A 22,241-nucleotide genomic window follows, 5' to 3' on the forward strand; every position below is an offset into this window, starting at 1 on the left:
TTAATAAATATCCTTTACATTGTCCTTAACCCACATTAAACATTCTTTAAATGTTTCGAAGATATGTTCTCTAGGTATTAAATCTGGTATAATATCTATACGTTCCATCATATATTTGGGTTGATCTAAGAGGCCTACAAAAAGTACTTCAATATTCTTATTACTGAGGTCTTGTAGCACATCTTCCATAGCATATAATCCAGATTGATCCATATATTGCATTCTGCCTAAACGTATAATAACCGTAGTTGCTGTATCTGGAATTTGTTTTGACAATGCCTGAAAATCACTTGTAGACCCAAAAAATAGAGGTCCTTTAATGTGTTTTATAAACACTTCTTCTTTTAGATTATCTGGAAATCCTATTTCATCTTTCCAAGCTTCTTCTTTTAATGCTTTAACATCTGAACGTTCGGCAGTTAAATCTCCTATTTTCTTCATAAACATTAATGAAGCAATCACCAATCCAATACCAACAGCGTACACAAGGTTCCAGAACGTTGACAACCCAAGAACAGTAAGCATTATTACTACTTCCATACTAAATTTTAAAGGCCCTATCTTAACATCTTTAGGCAAGTAAGGTATTGCTTTTAAGCCTTTATAATCCATAACACCAATACCTACTGTAATTAAGATTCCTGCTAACACTGCAGCCGGTATTTTAGATGCTAAAGGTGCTAATGCAAGTAAAATTATAAAAAGTAAAACACCTGCAATCATACCTGATAATCTGGTTTTACCACCAGAATTAATATTTACTACTGTTCTAATAGTTGCTCCTGCTCCCGGTATTCCACCAAATAGTGATGCAATACTATTTCCTATTCCTTGTCCTACTAATTCTTTATTAGGCTTATGTTTAGTTTTAGTCATATTATCTGCCACAACACTAGTTAGTAAGGAGTCTATTGCTCCTAAAAGCGATAGCGTTAATGCTGTAAAAACATAAGGCGTAATACTTCCTAAGCTAAACTGAGTGAAAATTTCAGTCTTTAATTCTGGTAAGCCTTGTGGTATTTCTGGAATTGGTCTATAATCTAATCCTGCTAAAATTGCAACAGCAGACATAACAATAAGTGCTACAAGGGTACTTGGTATTTTAGTTGTTATCCGCTTGAAACCATAAATAATAAAAATAGTTCCTAAGGCTAGGATAATTTCTAGCCAATTAATATTTTGTAAAGCACGAGGTAATACTTTTAAAGCCCCTATAACACCTGATGCATCTTTACCCGCAAGTGTAGTAGATTCTTTTAAAATGTCTGCCTCTGTTACTTTTTCGGCTCTATTGATAGTTTCTTTAAAATCTTCTAAAACCAAAATACCTTCTCCTGCTTCTTCTTTTAAAATGTTTTCTAGAATAACTTCCTCTGCTTGTGGTTTAAATTGGTTTACATAATCCATATCCTCTTTAGGGTAGTAACCTAACATTGGTAAAATTTGAGTAACCAAGATAATTACACCGATTGCAGTCATGAATCCAGAAACCACTGGGTATGGTATATAACGAATATATTTACCTAGACCTATAAGACCTAAACCTATTTGTATTAACCCTGCTAAAAGAAAGACTGTTAAAATGGCTGGTAGAGCTTTTTCAACACTGCCATCGTTAGCTGCAATTATTCCCGCAATAATTACCATACTTACTGCTGTCATTGGAGCAGTAGGACCAGATATTTGGGTATTAGTACCTCCAAAAAGCGCAGCGAAAAAACTAATAAAAATAGCACCATATAATCCGGCACTTGGTCCTAATCCAGAAGATACACCAAATGCTAATGCCAATGGTAATGCTACAATACCTGCAGTAATACCACCAAAAGCATCACCTTTTATATTTGAAAAAAAATTTTTCATACCTGATTTATTTAGTTGTCCTAATTTAACTCATCTTTAGCCAAAAAAAAAGCCATTACTGAAAAGTATAGGCTTTTTAACATTTGTTTACTATTTTAAAAGTTTACAAAGGTTATGAGATTAATTTGATCTCTACCAGAAGTTTCAAAAAACTGGTTCATATAACCTGCTTCTATTCTAACATTTTTATTAATGTTGTAACCAATACCTCCATAAAGCCTGTTTCTATCGAAAATAGATGATTTTGTGTTTAAAAATATTTCGTTGTATGCAGATAAGTAATATTTACTTTCCTGGTTTTCTTTTTTACATAAAGGCACTTTCATGCTTAAAAAATATCTAAACCTCATCTTGAAATCTTCTTCAACAAAACGCTGCTCAAATCTGTAACGATGACCTATTTGTACACTACCAATATTTTGTGTTGATATAAATTGCTGATAAATTCTATGTTCATTTACCGAAATTTTTTCATCTGTATTACCTACATAATTTTCAGATAAAATATAGCCATAGCCTAATAAAAAATTGTTTTTCCCTTCGTTAAATGTGTAACCCAGACCCGATCTTAAAAGCAATTGCTCTAAGTCTCCAATGGCATTATAATTTCTGTATTGCACCTCATGATGCAAGTTCCATTTTTGATTAAATTTTTTGTTACCAAAATAAATTAACCAATTACCTAAATTACTATCTTGACTTGTTGAAAAAAATGGCAGCATCAATGTTATTATTAATGCTGCCAAATGTTTTTTGTAATTCATTATTGCTGTTTATTCGTAGAACTCAACCACTCCGGTATGTATATTATACATCGCACCAATTATTTTTATTTCGCCTTTTTTCTCCATTTCTGAAAGAATTGGACTTTCTTCATGAATTCTTTCTATGGTTAACTCCACATTCTTTTTTGATACATTATCAACAAACTCTAAATTTTTAGAATTTCTAAGATTTTCATCTTTAGGCTCAGAAACCGCGTTTACTGCAGGTGTAATTTTTTCAATAAGTTTTGTTAAATTACCCATTTTTGCATGATCGCAAGCGCCTTTAACAGCTCCGCAACTTGTATGACCTAAAACTACAATTAGTTTTGTTCCGGCAAGCTTACAAGCAAATTCCATACTTCCAAGAATATCTTCATTTACAAAGTTTCCTGCAATTCTTACACTAAAAATGTCTCCTAAACCTTGATCGAAGACTAGTTCTGCAGACACTCTAGAATCTATACAACTTAAAATGGTTGCAAAAGGAAATTGTCCTTCTTTAGTGTCGTTTACTTGCTCTAATAAGTTTCTGTTAGCTTTTAAATTATTTTGAAATCTTACATTGCCTTCTTTTAGAAACCGCAACGATTTTTCTGGAGTCATAGTTGCTTGAGTTTCTTTAGTATGTGCTTTCATAATATTTTCTGTTTATGTTATTTTTTATTGATATTTTAGGTTTTGTTCTGTGGTTAAAAACAAAGATACATTAAGGTTATTAATAACGTTTTTTAAGTTTTTATTTGTCTTTTTAAGTTTTTTGCTTTTTCTATTTATACACAACAGATTTACGTTGTTTTTTAATAAATAGTTAGAAAGGTTTTTAAAAACATTATCATTCTCTTCAAAAACATATTCTATAGTTTTTTTATCATCAATGTTTGTTGATGTAACGTTATCTGGATTCTTAACAATTTTGAATGCCTTTAAAGGTTTTTGTGTATGCTTTATTAAATTGTCTGCGAAATGAAACGAACCATTTGCATCGTTAAACAACCCTAAAGTTAAATCATTATTTGGTTCCAAAACATTTTCTTCGCCAGAAATCATAATGGTTCCACTGTGTTGTTTAAATACATGTTTTAGAATATTATCTCCCATAACACTTAATAATTTAGATTTTCTTTTACCTAAAACTACAATGTCTGGTTGATAGCTTTCTATATAATTTGCTATTTCGTTCTTTACATTACCGTACCGCAATGTATAGTTTATATTAGTGTTGTAAGCCTTATTTATTGGATTTAACAAACTTTTAATTTGTTTTTTTGTTGAAAAATGCTCTTGATTTATAGTTCGCATTGCAGAGAGTTGATTTTCTTTTTTAACAACTTCTGTTGGCTTCTTAATGCATAAAAAATCTATATCAGCATCAATTATTTTAGCAAGACTTACTGTGTTTTTTAACATAGTACTATCAGATGATTTTAAATCTGATAGTACTAATATTTTATGCTTATTGTTTTTCATAATGTTTTAACTTAAGCTTAAACTAGATTTTGGTCTTTCCCTAAAGAATTTAATAAAACTTTCAGGATTCTCTTCAACACCTCGTTTAGATACTAACTTGATATCTATATTACGTTCTTTTGCCTTAAATAGAAAATCTTCAAGAATTTCTATAATATCGTTATCTAAGTATCTTGTTTTTAAAAGATCAAGCTCTAAATAAGTGTCTCTTGGCAAGCTGTCTAACTCCTTTAAAATAGCTCCCTTGTTAAAAAAGGTAACTTCTTCTGCAAGGGTCATTTTTATTTTATGCTTACCATTACTTTTATCTTCTATATGAAGGAAATGAGAGTTCTGGTAGCTTTTAAGTAAAATAACTATTATACCAACTCCTAAGCCCAGACCAATTCCGTATAATAAATCGATAAATACAATTCCTAAAACAGTAACAGTAAATGGAATAAACTGTTTCCATCCTAAATCATACATTTTTTTGAATAATGATGGTTTTGCTAGTTTATATCCAACAACTAGAAGAATTGCTGCTAAAACAGATAAAGGAATCATATTTAATAATCTTGGTATTAATATTACCGAGATTAATAAAAAGAAACCGTGAATTATAGCAGACATTTTAGATTCTCCTCCAGATTGGATATTAGCAGAACTACGAACAATTACTTGTGTAATTGGCAACCCTCCAATCATTCCAGAAATAATATTTCCTGTTCCTTGTGCTAGTAACTCTCTATTTGTTGGTGTAACATTTTTATGAGGGTCTAACTTATCAGTAGCTTCTACACATAAAAGTGTTTCTAAACTGGCTACCAACGCAATGGTAAATGCCACAACCCAAATTTCTGGATTTGTTATAACTGCAAAATTTGGAAAACTAAATTGTGCAAAAAATGAGGCAGTATCTTCTGGAACAGGAACACTCACTAAGTGAGATTCTGCTATGGCTAAAGTATCATGAGAATTTGTTAAAACATAGAAAATAATCCCAAATACTACAGCCACTAAAGGCCCTTGAATAAGCTGAAATATTTTAGCTTTCTTTGATAGCACTCTATCCCATAATATAAGAATTCCTAAACCTACAATTCCTACCAAAGCAGAACCAAGTGTAATATGGTTTATTGTATCAAATATTTCAGAAAATGTGTTTTGTCCATCTACTTGAAAAAAGGCAAAATCTCCTTCTGGATCTGGATCATACCCAAAAAAATGTGGTATTTGTTTTAAAATAATTATAATACCAATACCAGTAAGCATGCCTTTAATAACAGATGAAGGGAAATAGTAACCAATAACCCCAGCTTTTAATACTCCAAAGATAATTTGAATAACACCTCCTAAAACAACAGCTACTAAGAAATTTTGGTAACCTCCTAAGGTTCCTATCGCAGCTAGTACAATAGCTGCTAATCCTGCTGCAGGACCACTAACTCCAATATTAGAACCACTTAAAGCCCCTACAATTATACCTCCTACAATTCCTGCAATTAATCCTGAAAAAAGTGGCGCGCCACTTGCTAATGCAATACCTAAACATAGTGGTAATGCAACGAAAAATACGACTATACTCGCTGGTAAGTCTTTTTTAATAGTTTTAAACATAAAATAAATTCATTTACTTATTGAGGGTATTCCTCAAAAACTAATTTTTTAAAAAATTTCTTTTTTTGACGTTAATACGTCAGGCCTAAAAAATTATTAAATGAATTCTGGAGGTGGAGATATTAGATTTAAATGAGGTTTAGGATAGTTTTTAAAAAAATATCCTGTATGGCTTTCTTGTTCATTAGAAAAAAAACAAGATTCTATCGTATTTAAGTGATAAACTAAAACTTCTACATCCTTATTTTTATCAATACCTTTTTCCTCTTCTTCAGATGAAGTATAAAATACCGAAATATCAACAGAGTCATCTATAATAGAAATTACCGTTGGGGCTACCAAAAACATCATAAAAATGACTGATAATATTATAGAAGTTAGGCTTTTTGGCATTTTTTATAAAAAATAAGTTACAAATATATTGTATTGTTTAAGAATAATCAAAAATCTTTCAACATTTTAATATCTTCTGTTATTAACCATCCTGTTTTACCATCTGTGAGTTTTATTTTTGACCAATCGTTGTATGTTTCTAAAACCTGTACTTTAGTTCCTTCATGCAATCTAAACGACTCTTCACTTCTTGTATTCGGGTCACTTTTTACTTTACTTTCCTGTGCAAACACTATGGCTGGATTATCTTTTTTATCTAAATTATATTTATGAAACGTAAACGCTAGAGTTAATATTAGTAATGTTAACGCAACAACACTACCTATAAATGCTAAACGCTTTTTTAAAGTTGAATAAGAAAAATAATAGACTAAAAACAAAACAACAAAACAGAATACTAATGCAATGGTTGTTTTAGCCCAGACATCAAAAGACATAATATGAGTTGCATTATTTAATAACTTTGAAATTCCTGCATTTGGTATCACATCAATAGCATCCACAGTCATATTTTTAGCAAATGCCATATTATTTTTAATGTCGGCATCGTTTGGTGCTAATTTTAATGCTTTTTCATAGAAAAAAATACTGGGAGCTATATTATTAAGTTTATAATGTGCATTAGCCAGATTAAAATATAAATCTGAGGAATGCTTACCAGTATCTAAAATAGCATTATAACCATCTATTGCTTCAGCATATTTACCTTGGTTATACAGTGCGTTAGCCTTTTCAAAAATAGATTGATTTTGAGCAAACCCACTTAAGCTTAACAACAACGAAAATATGTATAATAACTTTTTCATCTTAACGCGCTTGTTTATCGATTAAAGAAATTGTTTTTGCTGCTTTATCATAATCTTCTTGCATTGTTACAATATCAATAGGTGTATATCGTGCCAATTCACAATTTTCTAAAATACTTTTAAAGTCTTTTATAACTTCATCATCAACTTGCTTTTCTTTCAATAAATTATTGATTTTCTCTTTACTTAAATCACTAGTTTCTATATGTAATTTTGCTTTTAAATAGTTATGTAATGCTTTCTCAAGAGCAATATAAAAGGCTTCTTTTTTACCTAACGATTTTTTTGCACTGCTTAAATATTTTCTAGCAAGTTTATCTGCTTTTCTAATTCTGTTTCCGTAAACATCTGCATCTCTACTCGCTTTTTTATTTCGAATAACTATTGCTAAAGGAATTGCTAAAAATGGCAATAACAGCATACTCCAAAACAGCTTAGTTTTAAAGAAATAATCAGGTTTAATATCTGAAAAATTAGTTTTGGTTTTAATAAAAGCAAACTGATCGTTATTAAAAACTATAGCTTGTTTATTTGGGTTTGTGATGTTTGTACTTTCAGTATCTGAAGTATTTGTTGGTCCGTTTAAAACGTTAATAACTATTTCATCGGATGATAAACGTTTGTACGTTTCGGTTTTTAAATCGAAATACGAAAAAGAAATACTTGGTATTGGGTATTTACCCTTGTATTGCGGTACAACAGTATAACTATCGGAAATACTTCCTTGCATACCTCCTAAATTAGTTTTTACATTCTCGTTGTGCTCTGGCTCATAAACCTCTAAAGAACTTGGTAATGAAACCTTGGGTAGTTTAAACAGTTTTAAATTACCATTTCCTCTAACAGCTACTTTAAGTTGTAGAGACTCTGTGGCATCCAATTGTGTTTTTGATGGAATAACATCAAAATTAAACTCACCCACTGCACCTGTAAAGTCCAACGGTTTACCTGCTTCTGGTAAAGGTTTTACATTTATTGTTTTATTACCAGCAGAAACGGTTCTATTAACACGAGTCATTAAAAGGCTTCCAAAAATATCACGTCTGTTTGTTGGAACTCGCATAGCAATATCTAAGCTTAAAGGCTCGATATTTAGTTTTCCTGTTTTTTGAGGATACAGAACTGTTTTTCTTAAAACTAAAAACCTATAATCTTCACCATTATATGTTCCATTTTGAACTTTTTGTCCTTGTGTATTTATATTCTGACTCCAAAAATCATTATATCTAGGACTATCGATTTCGTTCCAGTTATCAACCGCTATTTTAGGTGAAACATATAATTTATATACTACAGTAATAGCTTCATTTAGATACGGATTTGTTTTTGAAACCTCAGCTACTAAATGAATATTTTCTGATGCTAAATAATTAGGATTATTAGGATCTTTTGGGATATCTACTGCTGCAGTAACTTCAATTTTTAACGGTGTGGTTTTATAGGTTTCTCCATCAATAGTTATGGATGCTTGCGAGATTGTAAAGTTTCCGCGTTGTTTTGGTGCTAAAAAATAGCTATACGTTTTTTTGTAAGAGCGAACCCCATTAATCCAAGAATTACTAACCGATTGATTTGGACCACCAACAACTGTAAAATTTGAAAAATCTGGCGGATTAAAATTATCGCCATCTTTATTCATCTCAAAATCTATACGTAAACGCTCGTTTACCCCAAGTTTTTGTTTGCTTGCTTTCGCTTCAAATTTTACTTGAGCAAAAGCCATACTTGAAACAAGCAATATTACAATTATTGATATGTGTTTTATAAACTTCATACTTCCTACTTCAATCTTCTAACGTTACTACCAATCTTTATCCGTTTTTATTTTTACGCCTTTTTGCTTTTCTGCATTCATTTTTTCTTGAACCTTTTGTTCTTGATTATTCATGGCTTCTAACAAATTCTTTATTTGTTGTGGCGATAATTGTCCTGGTTGCGGTTTTGGCTTTTGTTGGTCTTTCTTCTTTTCTTCATCACCTTTACCTTCTTTTTCATCTTTAGGTTTGCCTTCTTCATCTTTCTCATCATCACCTTCCTTCTTTTCCTGATCGCCTTCGTCTTTCTTATCTTCTTCTTTATCGCCCTCTTTATCTTTATTGTCCTGATTCTCTTTTTCGTCTTCGTTCTCCTTATTATCGTCCTTTTTATCCTCTTTATTCTCGTCTTTATTTTGATCTTCTTGGTCTTGTTGTTGTTCTGCACAAATTTTTGCTAGACCCAAATTGTATCTGGTTTCATCGTCGGTTGGGTTATTTCTTAATGCGTTTTTATAAGCTTCAACAGCTTCTTTACATTTTTTATTTTGCATTAAAATATTACCTATGTTATGAAATGCCTTGTGCTTTTCTGTTTTTGAAGTCGCTGTTTTTGTAGCTTCTTCAAGTCTATACAAAGCTTCATCAAAATTACCTTTACCAATATAAGTGGTTCCTAGATTGTAGGTTCCTGTAATTGTTGTAGGGTTTTCTGAAATAGCTTTTCTATATTCCATTTCAGCTGAAATAAAATTGTCTTCCTCAGCTAAAGCATTTCCTTCGTAAACATAATTATTGGCTTTTTTTAAAGCTAATAATTCTGCTTTGTCTTTCTCTTGTGCAAAAGAAAACACAGATATGAATGCTATAATAAAAGTTATAATCTGTTTCATTTTTAAACTTAAAATCAGTTTTATTTTCATTCTAAAATTATAAAACCATGTATTTATATTCGTTAAAAAAAATATAAATGTTAAATATTTTCATTGAATAAATTCAGCTTTTTTAACCATGCTGTTTTTCGTTCTAATAAGAAAACATCTAATAGTAAAAAGAAAATACCAAATCCTAAAAACCATTGAAACTGATCTTTAAAATCTGCAAACTGTTTTGCTTCGAACTCAGTTTTGTCCATGGTGTTTAAAATTTCTCTAATATTCTCTACCACATCATTTGTGTTTTTTCCATTTATATATGCGCCATTGGCTTCATCTGCAATGTTTTTAAGCGTTTCCTCATTTAATTTGGTAATCACCGTTTCGCCTTGGCTATCTTTTTTATAACTTAGAACAATCCCGTTCCTTTTTTCTGGAATTGGACCTCCTTTTACATCACCAACACCAATTGTGAAAATTCTAATGCCATCTTGATGAGCTTCTTCTGCAACAGCGGCAGCTTCTTCACTATGGTCTTCTCCATCTGAAATGATAATAAGTACACGATTGGTTTGTTCTTCATCATCAAAATAAGTCGTTGCCAATTTAATAGCTTCGTTTATTGCAGTTCCTTGCGATGACAACATATCGGTATTCATATTTTGTAAAAACATTTTAGCCGAGGCATAATCTGTTGTTATTGGTAATTGCGGAAATGCTTTTCCTGCGTAAGCAATGATACCTACACGGTCGCTTGCCAAATTATTTATGATTTGTGTAACAAGTTGTTTAGATTTTTCTAATCGATTTGGTGCTATATCTTCGGCCAACATACTTTTAGAAACATCTACGGCAAAAACAATATCAACACCTTCGCGTTTTACTGTTTCGAACTTTGTACCTATTTTAGGGTTCACCAAAGCTATTGTTAAACAAAGAAAAGCTAAACTTAAAACTATGATTTTTAAAACCGACTTAAACAACGACCTATTAGGGCTTAATCTTTTAAGCAACTGTTTGTCTGCAAATTTATTTTGCGCTTTATATTTCCAGAATTGAAGCACCAAAAAGAGAAGTGCTATTACAGGAATAATACCCAAAGCCCAAAACCATATTTTTTCTTCTAATTGATACATTTTTTCCAGTATTCAGTTTACAGTCTCAGTAAACAGTTTGTAAATTCTTTTTTAAGATTTCCTTTTTCGCGGAAATAAAAAACTCATTATATAAAACTTCTAAAAATTGTATTACGCAACAGCAATTCTAAAAGCAATAATAAACCTGCTAAAATTACTAACGGACGATACTTTTCTTCGTAATTATAAAACTTAAACTCTTCTATTTCGGTTTTCTCTAGTTTATTAATTTCGTTATATATTTCTTCCAGCTTTTTATTGTTTGTAGCTCTAAAATATTTGCCTCCAGTAACATCGGCTATTTCTTTAAGCAACTCTTCATCAATTTCTACTTGTATTCTACCATATTGAAAATTTCCGTTAGGTAAAATAGCAATTGGAGATAAAGCCATACCATTTGTCCCTAAACCAATAGTGTAAACTTTAATACCATATTCAATAGCTAATTCGCTTGCAATTTTTGGATCTATAAACCCTGAATTATTTACACCATCGGTAAGTAAAATAATAACCTTGCTGGTTGCTTTACTGTCTTTTAATCTGTTTACCGATGTTGCTAAACCCATACCAATAGCAGTACCACCTTCAATAATGGTGTTGTACTTGATACTTGCTAAAGACCTCAACACAATAGCTTTATCGCTCGTAATGGGTGTTTTAGTGTAACTTTCCCCAGCATACTCTACCAATCCAATACGATCGTTAGGTCTTCCTTTTATAAAATCGGATGCTACATCTTTTAATGCTTCTAACCTGTTTGGCGATAAATCTTTTGCCAACATACTTGCTGATACATCTATTGCCATAACAATATCTATTCCGCGAGTTGTTTTTGTTCGTGTTGAAACATCTACAGATTGCGGTCTTGCCAAAGCTGTAATTAGTAAAGCTAATGCTATTAAACGTAAAGCAAATAATAGATGTTTTAACTTTGGTAACCAAGAATTGGTGATTTTAAACCCTTTTAAACTAGATATTTTTAGTTCTGCCGTTTGCTTTTTGTGCTTAAAAACATACCAAAGTATGGCTAAAGGTAGTGCCAATAGCAACCAGAAAAATTCTTTATTTACAAACTCAATGCCTTCAAACATTATACATCATCTTTTTTAAGTTCAATAGAATTTAAAATACGCTCTACGGTTTGGTCTGCGTAACTATCATCTTTAGGATAGGTAATAACAATTTGTTGCAATACATTTTCTGAAGTAAAATGCAACAAGATATAATTAACTTCAACAAAATTACCAGTTTCAAGTATATCAACCTTTAGTGTTCCATAGGTTTTTACTCCTTCGGCGCCATTTGGCGTTGTAAACTTATCTGTTAATGTTACAATATCTTTGGCACCCTGAGCTTCAATACCTTTTAAACTTCCTTCTATAGATTTTTCTAAATCAATACCATCTTTCGGTGCTTGCTTGTAAGATGCTGTGCTAACAGCTACACTAAACTCATCTAATAAAGTACCATACATGAATGTTGTCATATTCATTGACGCTTTTAATTCATCAGGAATTGGCAAATCGAAGCGTTTTAAAACCTTAGGTGTTGAAATACTTACTGGCGGGAAACCATATTCACTATTCACCCAATCGCCTTCTAGTAATTCTTTACTATCGTGCCCAATAATGGTGTCTTTTACAAAATCAAAACCATATTTTATAGAAAGCCCTGTTATGGTTGCTAGAAGCAAAAAGAGACTAATACCAATGGTTATCCATACTTTTTTACGTTTCTTTTTACGCTCTTGTTCTTCTCTATATTGTTGGTCTAAAAGCTTTTCTTCTTCTGTTGGCTCTGGCAACGCTTCTTTTACATGATCTATTTCAATATCAATAGTATTTCGGTCTATTTTAGCAAGTTCAATATCTGGTGCAGATTTGGCGAATTTTACTAAATCAGCTCGTTTTAAGATACTTTCTAAATTCTTAATATCCTCTTTACTTATATCTACTTGATTGCCTTCTTTAAGTAAATTAAGTCTGTTTATTAATTCATCTGTTGTGCTTTCTAAAGCCCGATCATAGACCTTTTCATCAAGATATTTTCTAATAATAAATGTTAAGTCTGAATAGTAGTCTTTTAAATTTTCATTTTCTAAATAATGACTTTCATCTAACTTTTTTAAAGCTAGTTTTGCTCTGTCGTATGGTGGCAATAATGCAATTTGTTCCTCTTCCGTTAATGGTTTTTTTCGCCATATAAACCAATACATTAAAAACGCTAAAGCACCAATTATTAAAAGTGTGATTAGTAAATATTTCCACCAATTACTACCTGATTTTTTTACAGAAATTATAGGCTTAATATCATAAAGTCCTTGTTTAGTTGTATCTATAACAACATTATTAACCTCAACTTTTAAAGAATCGGTAAAAAACGTTTTATCACCAATAATAATTTTTTGTCTTGGGATGGTGTAAGCTCCAGAATCGAATTGTGTTAAGCCATACTTTTTTACTAGGTTGTATCTATCGTTATTTTTTGTGGTATCTATTTCGTAGGATTCAATCATTTCTAAAGGCGAAAATGTTTGCCCTTCAGGAAAAACCACTAAACTTGTTGTATCGGTTTCTACTTGAATATTATAAGTAATTTGTTCACCTATTTTTATGGATGTAGAATCAATAGATGAAGTAACTTGAGCAAAAGAAACAAAAGAAAGGAGACAAAAGACAAAAGATATGAAGCCTGAAGCCTGAAGCCTGAAGCTTGAAGTTATAGTTCGATTTATTTTTAATATTTCTTTTTTCATATTCAATTTCTTCGTGCTTCTAACTTCGCACTCCGTACTTGACTTATTACCCACGACGTTTAAAATATCCTAATAGTTTTTTTACATAACTCTCATCTACACGACAATTGATAACGCCTGCTCCAGATTTAGTAAAACTTTCTTTGTAGTAATTAACTTTTTCATTGTAAAACTTACTGTAATTAAGCCTTATTTTTTTTGAGGATGTATTTACCAACATTAACTCACCTGTTTCTTCATCTTGCATTTGTACCATCCCTAAATTTGGAATAGATTCCTCATGTTTATCATAAACACGAATTCCTGTTACATCGTGCTTTCCTGAAACTATTTTCATGGTTTGGTTGTAATCGTCTGCAATAAAATCAGAAAGCACAAAAACAATTGCTTTTTTCTTCATGACGTTTTGCATGAATTTCAAAGCTTCTGCTAAATTGGTTTGTTTGCCTTCTGGTTCAAATTCTATTAATTCTCTAATGATTCGAAGTACATGAGAGCGCCCTTTTTTAGGCGGAATATATAATTCAATCTTATCTGAAAATAAAATCAGACCTATTTTATCATTGTTTTGAGTTGCCGAAAATGCTAAAGTTGCTGCAATTTCTGTAACGACTTCGTTTTTGAATTGCTGACTAGTACCAAACAATTCAGAACCAGAAACATCTACCATAAGCATCATGGTAAGTTCACGTTCTTCTTCAAAAACCTTAACAAAAGGTTCGTTGTAGCGTGCGGTTACATTCCAATCTATATTACGTACATCATCACCAAATTGATATTGACGCACTTCACTAAAAGTCATACCACGACCTTTGAAGGTAGAATGGTATTCGCCTCCAAAAATATGATCAGACAACCTACGTGTCTTAATCTCAATTTTACGTACTTTTTTTAGTAATTCTTTAGTATCCATCTTTTCAGTAAACAGTTTTCAGTCTCAGTTCTCAGTGAAAAAATATTCAGTAATTTAGTAAAACAGTTGAACTGCCTACAGCTACTGAATACTGCAAACTAATTAAGGTACTTCTATTTCGTTTACTATTTTATTGATGATATCTACTGTAGTTACATTTTCTGCTTCTGCCTCATAAGTAATACCAATTCTATGACGTAATACATCATATACAACAGCACGAACATCTTCAGGAATTACATAACCACGGCGTTTAATAAAAGCGTAACATTTTGCCGCTGTTCCTAAATTAATACTTCCACGAGGCGACGCTCCAAAAGAAATAAGTGGTTTTAAATCGGCTAGTTTATATTTTTCAGGATAGCGCGTAGCAAAAATAATGTCAAGGATGTATTTTTCAATTTTTTCATCCATATAAACATCTCTTACCGCTTTTTGTGCATTTAATATTTGCTCGATAGAAACTACAGGATTTACTTTTTCCCAAGAACCTTTCATATTGGCTCTCATTATTAATTGCTCTTCGGCAATTTTAGGATAGTCAATAACTGTTTTCAACATAAAACGGTCTACCTGTGCTTCTGGTAACGGGTAAGTTCCTTCTTGCTCCACTGGGTTTTGAGTTGCCATTACTAAAAACGGTTTGTCTAGAGTAAAGGTTTCATCGCCAATAGTAACTTGTTTTTCCTGCATGGCTTCTAATAAAGCCGACTGTACTTTTGCAGGTGCTCTGTTAATCTCATCGGCCAAAACAAAATTTGCGAAAATTGGCCCTTTTTTTATTGAGAAATCATTAACCTTCATATTGTAAATTAAGGTTCCTGTAACATCTGCAGGCAATAAATCTGGTGTGAACTGTATTCTACTAAAACTACCGTCTACAGCTTGTGCTAGCGTGTTTATCGCTAAGGTTTTTGCTAATCCTGGTACACCTTCTAACAAAATATGTCCTTGCCCCAGTAAACCAATAAGTAAACGCTCAACCATGTGTTTTTGTCCAACGATGACTTTATTCATCTCAAGCATCAGTAAATCGACAAAAGCACTTTCTTTTTCAATTTTCTCGTTAATGGTCTTAATATCAATTGTCCCTGTTTCTTCCATCATTTTTTATTTAATTAAAAGCTCGAATATACTGTCCTTATTTGAGCATTGCAAATTGTTAAAATTTTTATTGATACCATGTTAAAAATTGGTTAAAAAAACTAGCTAAACTCCACGGTTTCGGTGTTTAACGAATAATTATGATAAGTTTATCTTAAATGTATTTTATTATAACTTAATAATCAAAGTATTAGTTTTTTATTTTGCTTTAAGTATTTTTATAGATGAATTTAAACCCATTAAAGTCTAAAAATATATAAAATGACTAAAACTGCCCTAATTACTGGAGCTACAAGTGGTATTGGAGAAGCTACCGCTTATGAATTTGCTAAACAAGGTATAAATTTAATACTATGCGGTAGGCGACTAGAGCGTTTAAATACGATACACAAAGCTCTAGAACGTTTAACTAATGTGCATATTTTGAATTTTGATATTCGAAATAAAAAAGAAACGTTTGAAGCCATTGAGTCCATTCCGTCTAAATTTAAAAATATAGATATTCTAATTAATAATGCTGGAAATGCACATGGTTTAGACCCTATAAATGAAGGCGATACAGATGATTGGGATGCTATGATGGATATTAATGTAAAAGGATTACTTTATGTTAGTAAAGCTATCATTCCGCAAATGACGGAGCAAAAATCTGGACATATAATAAATATTGGCTCATCGGCAGGTAAAGAAGTCTACCCAAAAGGCAATGTGTATTGCGCCAGTAAACATGCTGTTTTAGCTATTACCGAAGGTATGCGTATAGATTTAAATCCTTACGGAATTAAAGTAGGTTCAATAAATCCTGGTATGGTTGAAACCGAATTTTCTCAGGTTCGTTTTAAAGGCGATGCTATTGCAGATAATGTTTATAAAGGTTTTAAAGCGCTACAAGCAAAGGACATTGCAGAAATAATTTATTTCGCAGTTTCAAGACCTCCACATGTAAACATTGCAGATTTATTAGTGTTTCCTACAGCGCAAGCAAATAGCGTGACTGTTAAAAAGGAGTTTTAAATGGCTAAAAACATTACTTATTTATTAGGAGCTGGAGCAAGTTATAATGCTTTACCAATTGTAAAAGATATTCCAAATGCTCTGAATGATTTTTCTGAAGAATTTAACCCTAGCATATTAAACAACAGTCATCCTAATAGTTCAATTATATATAAAGACAATATTATCAACAATTATCTTTCACAACACGAAGAGCTCAAGAATAATTCTGAATATATATTGAAATTTCATAATGATATTGTATGGCTAAAAAAAGAATCTGAAAAACATACAAGTATTGATACTTTTGCAAAAAAACTTCATCTTAAAGAAGATTACGAAAATCTAAAAAGGCTGAAAATTATTTTATCCTGTTTTTTTTTGTATTTGCAGACAAAAAAATTTGATAATAGATATGACAGCTTTTTTGCTTCAATATTAGATAATTTATCTGAACTTCCCGGGAATCTTAAAATTTTATCTTGGAATTATGATTCGCAATTAGAAATTGCTTTTAATCGATTTTCAAACTCAACAATTGAAAATACAAGAAAAGTTTTAAACGTATTTTCTAAAGGACAAAAAACGAATCTTAATCCTGCAAAACCTAATGAATTTTGTGTGTTTAAAGTTAACGGAACAACTAATGCTACTAATAATAAAAATGAAATCTATGATATATTATTAGATTTTGATTCGAAAGAACTTTCATTAGCTGAAGATTTACTTGAACTATATAGCACAAAAGCAAATTACAAACTATACAATCCTAATATGTCTTTTGCTTGGGAAAATTTTAATCAAGAACTTCAATTTTACAGCAACCTTAGAGAATCTATTGAAAAAACAGATATTCTTATAGTAATTGGTTATTCACTTCCTTTCTTCAATAGAAAGATTGATAGATTCATTTTAGATTCAATGGATAACTTGAAGAAGATATATGTCCAAGATCCAAAATATGCTGAAGGCATAATTGAAAAAATAAAAGAACTTATTCCATCTCATAATATCAAATTTCAAAATCGTGATAAAATAGAATTCAAACCTTTAAGTTTTACAGATCAATTTTTTATACCAATAGAATTTTAAACAATAAGATTCCTGCCTTCTCAGGAATAAAGCTATGATTAACAAACGCCTTCTTATAAAACACCTTTTAGCTCATAACGATGAAAACAGCTTTTATGACAAAAAGCGAAAAATTGATATTAGCCATAAAGAAGGCAAAGCCAAATTTCTAAAACACATTTGCGCGCTTTCAAACAGTAACCCAAAAAACAACTCCTATATAGTTATTGGCGTAGAAGATGAAGACAATAATATTATTGGAGTCGATTTTTTTGATGATAGCAAAATACAAAACCTCATCAATGCCTATTTAACCAATCCGCCTATTGTTCAGTATGAAAATATTCCGTTTCCTCATTTACCAGACGACAAAGTTGTTGGTTTAGTAACTATTCGAGCTATTGATGGGTTAACCTCGCTTAGAAAAAACATATGGAAATATTATGGAGGTTCAGTGTTTTTTAGAGATGGCAGTATGAGTATGCCTAAAGTGTTTGATATTGAAATTAAAGATGTCAATTCTAAAATAGTAGAAGCTATAGAAAGTCATGCCCAAAATAATATTGAATACACGCTAGACGGTGTTATTGATTTTATGAATAAGCGTAAAGATTATAATGCACAATACAAAGTGTTTAAAGAATACTTTGTGGTGTGTTGGGCAGGACAAAAAAAGGTTGTAAAAGATAAAATTTTCTTTTCAAGAGTTGATATAGAGCTTATAAACGAGCAGGTTCGTTTGTTTTTTTCTGCACTAGATGAGGTTTCTATTTTTATTGACGATGATAATTTTAAAATTATCGAATATGTTAATCTTGGACTTCAAGGCTCAAACAAATACTATCCGCTGGAAGAAACCATTATTAAGTTTGAAAATAATGCGAATTATAATATAGACACGAAGCTACTATTTGAACCACCACAATATGATAAAAAAGTTCTATATCATATTTATAATGCAAACAATACCATTTTAGAAAAATTAAAAAAAGGATTAGCTCTTACCAAAAGAGAAGAAGTAGACTTGAAAAACTTACCCGCTACTTACTTAATTTGCTATCTCAATTTATTTCATGACGCGGTTAATAAATTGAATGAAATAAAACCCTTTTTAAAAAATTATAGTGAAGAGTATTACAACCTTTACAAAGAATCAGTACGAATTTTAAGAAAAGTGAAATACAGCTAAAACTTAACTTTAATTTAACTAACAGACTACACTTAATAAACTGAAATATTACATCTTTGTAATGCTATTAATCTTTTTAAGATATAAACCTTGTCCTCCCGAAAAATTCGGCATTGCGACAAGGTTTTTTTATTATGCATAAAATATAAAAAAGCCATTTCTCAATACGAAACGGCTTTTTTATATTTATTTATTTAAATGGTTATTTCCCACCATCTAATTCATCTTGTAATTTTAATAATTCAGCCCATTTACCTTCATAAGCTAATTTAGCTTGTTTTGGCCATGTGCCTGGGTTATGTATTCTATAACGACTTCCACCACTATCTAATACAGTTTGACATTTATCTATACTACATTCAGATAATGCTTTCCAAGTTTTTACATCATGATCATGAAATAACCCTTGGATTTTTGGGCCAATGCCTTCAACAACTGTTAAATCATTCTCTTTTATTTTTTTACCATAAGCTGCTTTAGCTGCTGCAGCATCAAAAGCAATTAAGGGTGCACTTGCAGCAAAAGACGATGCTATTCCCGACGAACTTGCCGAACCAGTTGAACCAGTTGAACCAGAAGATACCGGCGAAACTTTCTTGCTAGCCTTACAAGCCGTTAATTCTGCTTCTAATTTTGCAATTCTATCGTTACAATCATCATGATTTCCGCCTCCTAAAAGCTTTCCTAATAAGTATCCTAAAAGTGCACAAATAGCACCTACAAGTAATGGGATTAATATACACCAATTCATAATTTTATATGTTTTTTAAGTTTGTTAATTAGTTAATTGTTATTACAGTTCGTCTGTTCTCCTTACGACCTTCTTCAGTATTATTATCTGCTATAGGTTCGTATGGCCCTTTTGATGACGTTTCAATATTACTTTCTAAAATACCATTACTTACTAAATAAGTTTTAGCAAAATCTGCTCTGTTTTGTCCTAAAACAACATTATTTTCAGCATTACCAGTATTATCGGTATGCCCAACAATTTGCACTTTTACTCCCAAATGATCCACACAGTTGGAGATATTAGCTATTTTTTGACGCTGTTCTGTTGTTAAATTTATTTGTGCCTGACCTGTATTAAAATGAAGTACTAAAGGATTTTTTCTAATGTCTTCACATGCTGCCTCTAAAGCTTCGTCTTTTTCACCTTCTTTTAAGGTTAAAACACCAAATTTTAATGGTCCATAAAGTGTGCTTTCATCATCAGGGTTAATATCATCATTTAACTCGCCATTAGTGTTAATTTGTTTTGAAGAAATACCTTGAGAAACTAAATAATTTTTTACTGAATTAGCTCTTGCCAAACCTAGATTTGGATAAGCAGAATTGTTAGTTTCATCGCTTCTATAATAACCTGTAATATTTACAGCCTTTAAAGAACTGTTTGTTAAATAGTCTTTTAACTTTAAAGTCCCTTCAGTTATTTTTTCTGAAATTGGTTCTAAAATCGAGAAGTTTGAGGTTTTAAAATTGAAGTTGTCGTTCGTTTCAATATTAAAATCACCATTTGCATCAGAAATCATAAATGCATTTTTTGTGACTTGCTTTACTTCAGGAGCTTCAACTACATTATTATTATTTTCTACCGGAGCAGATGCTTCTTGACCTGGAAAACAGTGACAACTGTCACACAGGTAACAATATAATAATGTTCCAATAATAATGGTAATTAAAATTCCTAGAAGATAGGATGTTTTTTTACTCATATGGTTAGTGTTTAAGTTATATCTTACAAGATATTAAAAAAATTAACGCCTTGTATAAATAATTAGAAACACTGTTGTTAAAAAAGTCACATATATGCTTTTCAACGAAACTATCTTTGTTTTTAAAACAAAAAAAAGCCACATCTATTGATATGGCTCTTTTTTTAAGAAATAAATATTATCTACAAATCGAATTTTATTCCTTGTGCTAAGGGCAATTCTGTTGTATAATTAATGGTATTGGTTTGACGTCTCATATATACTTTCCAAGCATCGCTTCCAGACTCACGACCGCCACCTGTTTCTTTTTCGCCACCAAAAGCACCACCAATTTCGGCACCAGAAGTTCCAATATTTACGTTGGCAATTCCACAATCAGACCCTTGAACAGATAAGAACCTTTCTGCTTCACGTAAGTTATTTGTCATAATTGCAGATGATAATCCTTGAGCCACTTCATTTTGAATATCGATAGCATTTTCAACACCGCCAGAGTATTTTAATAAATACAATACCGGAGCAAATGTTTCATGCTGAACAATTTCATAGTGAGGTTGAGCTTCAGCAATTGCTGGTTTTACATAACAACCACTTTCATAACCTTCACCAGAAAGTACACCGCCTTCAACAACAATATTTCCACCTTCTTCAACAACTTTTTCTAAAGCATGTTGATACATTTTAACTGCATCTTTATCTATTAATGGCCCAACGTGATTATTTTCATCTAACGGATTTCCAATACGCAATTGTTTGTAAGCATCAACTACTGCATTTTTTACTTTATCATAAATAGATTCATGAATAATTAATCGACGTGTAGACGTACAACGTTGTCCGCAAGTTCCTACCGCGCCAAAAACAGCTCCAATAACAGTCATTTTTATGTCTGCATCTGGTGTTACTATAATCGCATTATTTCCTCCTAATTCTAATAAACTTTTCCCTAAACGTTCTGCAACTTCTTGTGCAACAATTTTACCCATTCTTGTACTTCCTGTTGCAGAGATTAAAGGCACACGTTTATCTTTAGTCATAAATTCACCAACTCTGTAGTCGCCATTAATTAAACACGAGATACCTTCTGGTAAATTATTCTCTGCAAAAACTTCGGCCGCTATATTTTGACAAGCGATTCCGCACATTGGTGCTTTTTCACTAGGTTTCCAAACGCAAACATCACCACAAACCCAAGCCAAAGCTGTATTCCACGCCCAAACAGCTACTGGAAAATTAAATGCAGAAATAATTCCAACTACACCTAAAGGATGATATTGTTCATACATTCTGTGTCCTGGACGTTCACTATGCATAGTTAATCCATGAAGTTGGCGAGACAAACCTACTGCAAAATCGCAGATATCAATCATTTCTTGTACTTCTCCTAAACCTTCTTGATAAGATTTTCCCATTTCATAAGAAACCAACTTTCCTAAAGCTTCTTTTTTCTCTCTTAGTTTTTCACCAAACTGACGTACAATTTCACCACGTTGTGGCGCAGGCATTGTTCTCCATGTTTTAAAAGCCGATGTTGCAGCTTCCATTACTTTTTCATAATCTTCTTTAGTCGTCGTTTTTACTTTCCCTATTAATTGTCCGTCTACAGGAGAATAAGATTCTATAATATCTCCATTGGAAAAATTATTTGAGCCTGTAGAAGTGCCTTCATTTATAGCTTTAACACCTAAAGTTTTAAGAGCTTTATCAATTCCAAAATCTATTGCTGCTGCTTCCATTATTATTGATTTATTAATTATGTTGAAATTATTTGCGAATATACTAATAAAAAGTCGTTTTTATTAAAGTTTGATAATGATAAAACCGTTAACTTTAATGCTGTA

General features: G+C 31.4%; 20 protein-coding genes. 3 read left to right on the forward strand and 17 right to left on the reverse strand.

Features of this window, described 5'->3' with window-relative positions:
• The 14 genes from MBM09_RS01080 to MBM09_RS01145 form a co-directional block, all read right to left on the reverse strand.
• A complete protein-coding gene (locus MBM09_RS01080) occupies positions 1 to 1,863 on the reverse strand; it encodes a SulP family inorganic anion transporter (protein ID WP_238675002.1) in 1,863 nt (620 codons plus the stop codon).
• Positions 1,864 to 1,958: 95 nt separating this feature from the next.
• The gene (locus MBM09_RS01085) at positions 1,959 to 2,627 is read right to left on the reverse strand and encodes a DUF2490 domain-containing protein (protein WP_238675003.1); all 669 of its coding nucleotides are present in this window, start codon (positions 2,625 to 2,627) and stop codon (positions 1,959 to 1,961) included.
• A 9-nt stretch (positions 2,628 to 2,636) separates the two neighbouring features.
• The gene (locus tag MBM09_RS01090) at positions 2,637 to 3,266 is read right to left on the reverse strand and encodes a carbonic anhydrase family protein (protein ID WP_238675004.1); all 630 of its coding nucleotides are present in this window, start codon (positions 3,264 to 3,266) and stop codon (positions 2,637 to 2,639) included.
• 24 nt (positions 3,267 to 3,290) lie between these two features.
• Positions 3,291 to 4,097, reverse strand: coding sequence for a universal stress protein (locus MBM09_RS01095; protein WP_238675005.1), 807 nt, complete (start codon positions 4,095 to 4,097; stop codon positions 3,291 to 3,293).
• A 6-nt stretch (positions 4,098 to 4,103) separates the two neighbouring features.
• Positions 4,104 to 5,696, reverse strand: a complete 1,593-nt coding sequence (locus MBM09_RS01100) for a SulP family inorganic anion transporter (RefSeq protein WP_238675006.1) — start codon at positions 5,694 to 5,696, stop codon at positions 4,104 to 4,106.
• A gap of 96 nt (positions 5,697 to 5,792) precedes the next feature.
• Positions 5,793 to 6,089 carry a hypothetical protein gene (locus MBM09_RS01105; protein ID WP_238675007.1) on the reverse strand — a complete coding sequence of 99 codons (297 nt, stop codon included), beginning with the start codon at positions 6,087 to 6,089 and terminating at the stop codon, positions 5,793 to 5,795.
• 47 nt (positions 6,090 to 6,136) lie between these two features.
• Positions 6,137 to 6,895, reverse strand: coding sequence for a tetratricopeptide repeat protein (locus MBM09_RS01110; protein ID WP_238675008.1), 759 nt, complete (start codon positions 6,893 to 6,895; stop codon positions 6,137 to 6,139).
• Position 6,896: 1 nt separating this feature from the next.
• On the reverse strand, positions 6,897 to 8,669 hold the full coding sequence (locus MBM09_RS01115; protein ID WP_238675009.1) for a BatD family protein: 1,773 nt from the start codon (positions 8,667 to 8,669) through the stop codon (positions 6,897 to 6,899).
• Between the two features lie 27 nt (positions 8,670 to 8,696).
• A complete protein-coding gene (locus tag MBM09_RS01120; protein ID WP_238675010.1) occupies positions 8,697 to 9,542 on the reverse strand; it encodes a tetratricopeptide repeat protein in 846 nt (281 codons plus the stop codon).
• Between the two features lie 80 nt (positions 9,543 to 9,622).
• Positions 9,623 to 10,660 (reverse strand): VWA domain-containing protein, encoded by a 1,038-nt coding sequence (locus MBM09_RS01125; RefSeq protein ID WP_238675011.1) that lies wholly within the window; start codon positions 10,658 to 10,660, stop codon positions 9,623 to 9,625.
• Between the two features lie 86 nt (positions 10,661 to 10,746).
• Entirely contained in the window at positions 10,747 to 11,751 is a 1,005-nt protein-coding gene (locus tag MBM09_RS01130; protein ID WP_238675012.1) for a VWA domain-containing protein, read from the reverse strand.
• Positions 11,751 to 13,415 carry a BatD family protein gene (locus MBM09_RS01135; protein ID WP_238675013.1) on the reverse strand — a complete coding sequence of 555 codons (1,665 nt, stop codon included), beginning with the start codon at positions 13,413 to 13,415 and terminating at the stop codon, positions 11,751 to 11,753. Before MBM09_RS01135 ends, MBM09_RS01130 begins: the two co-directional genes overlap by 1 nt.
• A 46-nt stretch (positions 13,416 to 13,461) precedes the next feature.
• On the reverse strand, positions 13,462 to 14,328 hold the full coding sequence (locus tag MBM09_RS01140; RefSeq protein WP_238675014.1) for a DUF58 domain-containing protein: 867 nt from the start codon (positions 14,326 to 14,328) through the stop codon (positions 13,462 to 13,464).
• Between the two features lie 102 nt (positions 14,329 to 14,430).
• Positions 14,431 to 15,432 carry a MoxR family ATPase gene (locus MBM09_RS01145; RefSeq protein WP_238676357.1) on the reverse strand — a complete coding sequence of 334 codons (1,002 nt, stop codon included), beginning with the start codon at positions 15,430 to 15,432 and terminating at the stop codon, positions 14,431 to 14,433.
• 261 nt (positions 15,433 to 15,693) lie between these two features.
• Between MBM09_RS01145 and MBM09_RS01150 the strand changes: the two genes are divergently transcribed.
• Genes MBM09_RS01150 through MBM09_RS01160 form a run of 3 tightly spaced genes read left to right on the forward strand, consistent with a single transcriptional unit; the run spans position 15,694 to position 18,685 of the window.
• The gene (locus tag MBM09_RS01150; protein WP_238675015.1) at positions 15,694 to 16,446 is read left to right on the forward strand and encodes an SDR family NAD(P)-dependent oxidoreductase; all 753 of its coding nucleotides are present in this window, start codon (positions 15,694 to 15,696) and stop codon (positions 16,444 to 16,446) included.
• A complete protein-coding gene (locus MBM09_RS01155) occupies positions 16,447 to 17,517 on the forward strand; it encodes a hypothetical protein (protein ID WP_238675016.1) in 1,071 nt (356 codons plus the stop codon).
• 34 nt (positions 17,518 to 17,551) lie between these two features.
• Positions 17,552 to 18,685, forward strand: coding sequence for an ATP-binding protein (locus MBM09_RS01160; protein ID WP_238675017.1), 1,134 nt, complete (start codon positions 17,552 to 17,554; stop codon positions 18,683 to 18,685).
• A gap of 202 nt (positions 18,686 to 18,887) precedes the next feature.
• On the opposite strand, the gene MBM09_RS01165 is transcribed toward MBM09_RS01160, so the two are convergent.
• The 3 genes from MBM09_RS01165 to MBM09_RS01175 all read right to left on the reverse strand — a co-directional run bounded on the left by MBM09_RS01165 (position 18,888) and on the right by MBM09_RS01175 (position 22,136).
• On the reverse strand, positions 18,888 to 19,436 hold the full coding sequence (locus MBM09_RS01165; RefSeq protein WP_238675018.1) for a hypothetical protein: 549 nt from the start codon (positions 19,434 to 19,436) through the stop codon (positions 18,888 to 18,890).
• A 28-nt stretch (positions 19,437 to 19,464) separates the two neighbouring features.
• Positions 19,465 to 20,400, reverse strand: coding sequence for an OmpA family protein (locus MBM09_RS01170; RefSeq protein WP_238675019.1), 936 nt, complete (start codon positions 20,398 to 20,400; stop codon positions 19,465 to 19,467).
• A gap of 182 nt (positions 20,401 to 20,582) precedes the next feature.
• Complete coding sequence (locus MBM09_RS01175) at positions 20,583 to 22,136, reverse strand: aldehyde dehydrogenase family protein (protein ID WP_238675020.1); 1,554 nt, start codon at positions 22,134 to 22,136, stop codon at positions 20,583 to 20,585.
• Positions 22,137 to 22,241 lie beyond the last annotated feature (105 nt).

Source organism: Flaviramulus sp. BrNp1-15, assembly GCF_022259695.1.
GTDB lineage: Bacteria > Bacteroidota > Bacteroidia > Flavobacteriales > Flavobacteriaceae > BrNp1-15.

Coding starts and splice junctions, on each gene's coding strand:
- MBM09_RS01080 (WP_238675002.1), bottom strand. CDS start 1,863: ATGAAAAATTTTTTTTCAAATATAAAAGGTGATGCTTTTGGTGGTATT.
- MBM09_RS01085 (WP_238675003.1), bottom strand. CDS start 2,627: ATGAATTACAAAAAACATTTGGCAGCATTAATAATAACATTGATGCTG.
- MBM09_RS01090 (WP_238675004.1), bottom strand. CDS start 3,266: ATGAAAGCACATACTAAAGAAACTCAAGCAACTATGACTCCAGAAAAA.
- MBM09_RS01095 (WP_238675005.1), bottom strand. CDS start 4,097: ATGAAAAACAATAAGCATAAAATATTAGTACTATCAGATTTAAAATCA.
- MBM09_RS01100 (WP_238675006.1), bottom strand. CDS start 5,696: ATGTTTAAAACTATTAAAAAAGACTTACCAGCGAGTATAGTCGTATTT.
- MBM09_RS01105 (WP_238675007.1), bottom strand. CDS start 6,089: ATGCCAAAAAGCCTAACTTCTATAATATTATCAGTCATTTTTATGATG.
- MBM09_RS01110 (WP_238675008.1), bottom strand. CDS start 6,895: ATGAAAAAGTTATTATACATATTTTCGTTGTTGTTAAGCTTAAGTGGG.
- MBM09_RS01115 (WP_238675009.1), bottom strand. CDS start 8,669: ATGAAGTTTATAAAACACATATCAATAATTGTAATATTGCTTGTTTCA.
- MBM09_RS01120 (WP_238675010.1), bottom strand. CDS start 9,542: ATGAAACAGATTATAACTTTTATTATAGCATTCATATCTGTGTTTTCT.
- MBM09_RS01125 (WP_238675011.1), bottom strand. CDS start 10,660: ATGTATCAATTAGAAGAAAAAATATGGTTTTGGGCTTTGGGTATTATT.
- MBM09_RS01130 (WP_238675012.1), bottom strand. CDS start 11,751: ATGTTTGAAGGCATTGAGTTTGTAAATAAAGAATTTTTCTGGTTGCTA.
- MBM09_RS01135 (WP_238675013.1), bottom strand. CDS start 13,415: ATGAAAAAAGAAATATTAAAAATAAATCGAACTATAACTTCAAGCTTC.
- MBM09_RS01140 (WP_238675014.1), bottom strand. CDS start 14,328: ATGGATACTAAAGAATTACTAAAAAAAGTACGTAAAATTGAGATTAAG.
- MBM09_RS01145 (WP_238676357.1), bottom strand. CDS start 15,432: ATGGAAGAAACAGGGACAATTGATATTAAGACCATTAACGAGAAAATT.
- MBM09_RS01150 (WP_238675015.1), top strand. CDS start 15,694: ATGACTAAAACTGCCCTAATTACTGGAGCTACAAGTGGTATTGGAGAA.
- MBM09_RS01155 (WP_238675016.1), top strand. CDS start 16,447: ATGGCTAAAAACATTACTTATTTATTAGGAGCTGGAGCAAGTTATAAT.
- MBM09_RS01160 (WP_238675017.1), top strand. CDS start 17,552: ATGATTAACAAACGCCTTCTTATAAAACACCTTTTAGCTCATAACGAT.
- MBM09_RS01165 (WP_238675018.1), bottom strand. CDS start 19,436: ATGAATTGGTGTATATTAATCCCATTACTTGTAGGTGCTATTTGTGCA.
- MBM09_RS01170 (WP_238675019.1), bottom strand. CDS start 20,400: ATGAGTAAAAAAACATCCTATCTTCTAGGAATTTTAATTACCATTATT.
- MBM09_RS01175 (WP_238675020.1), bottom strand. CDS start 22,136: ATGGAAGCAGCAGCAATAGATTTTGGAATTGATAAAGCTCTTAAAACT.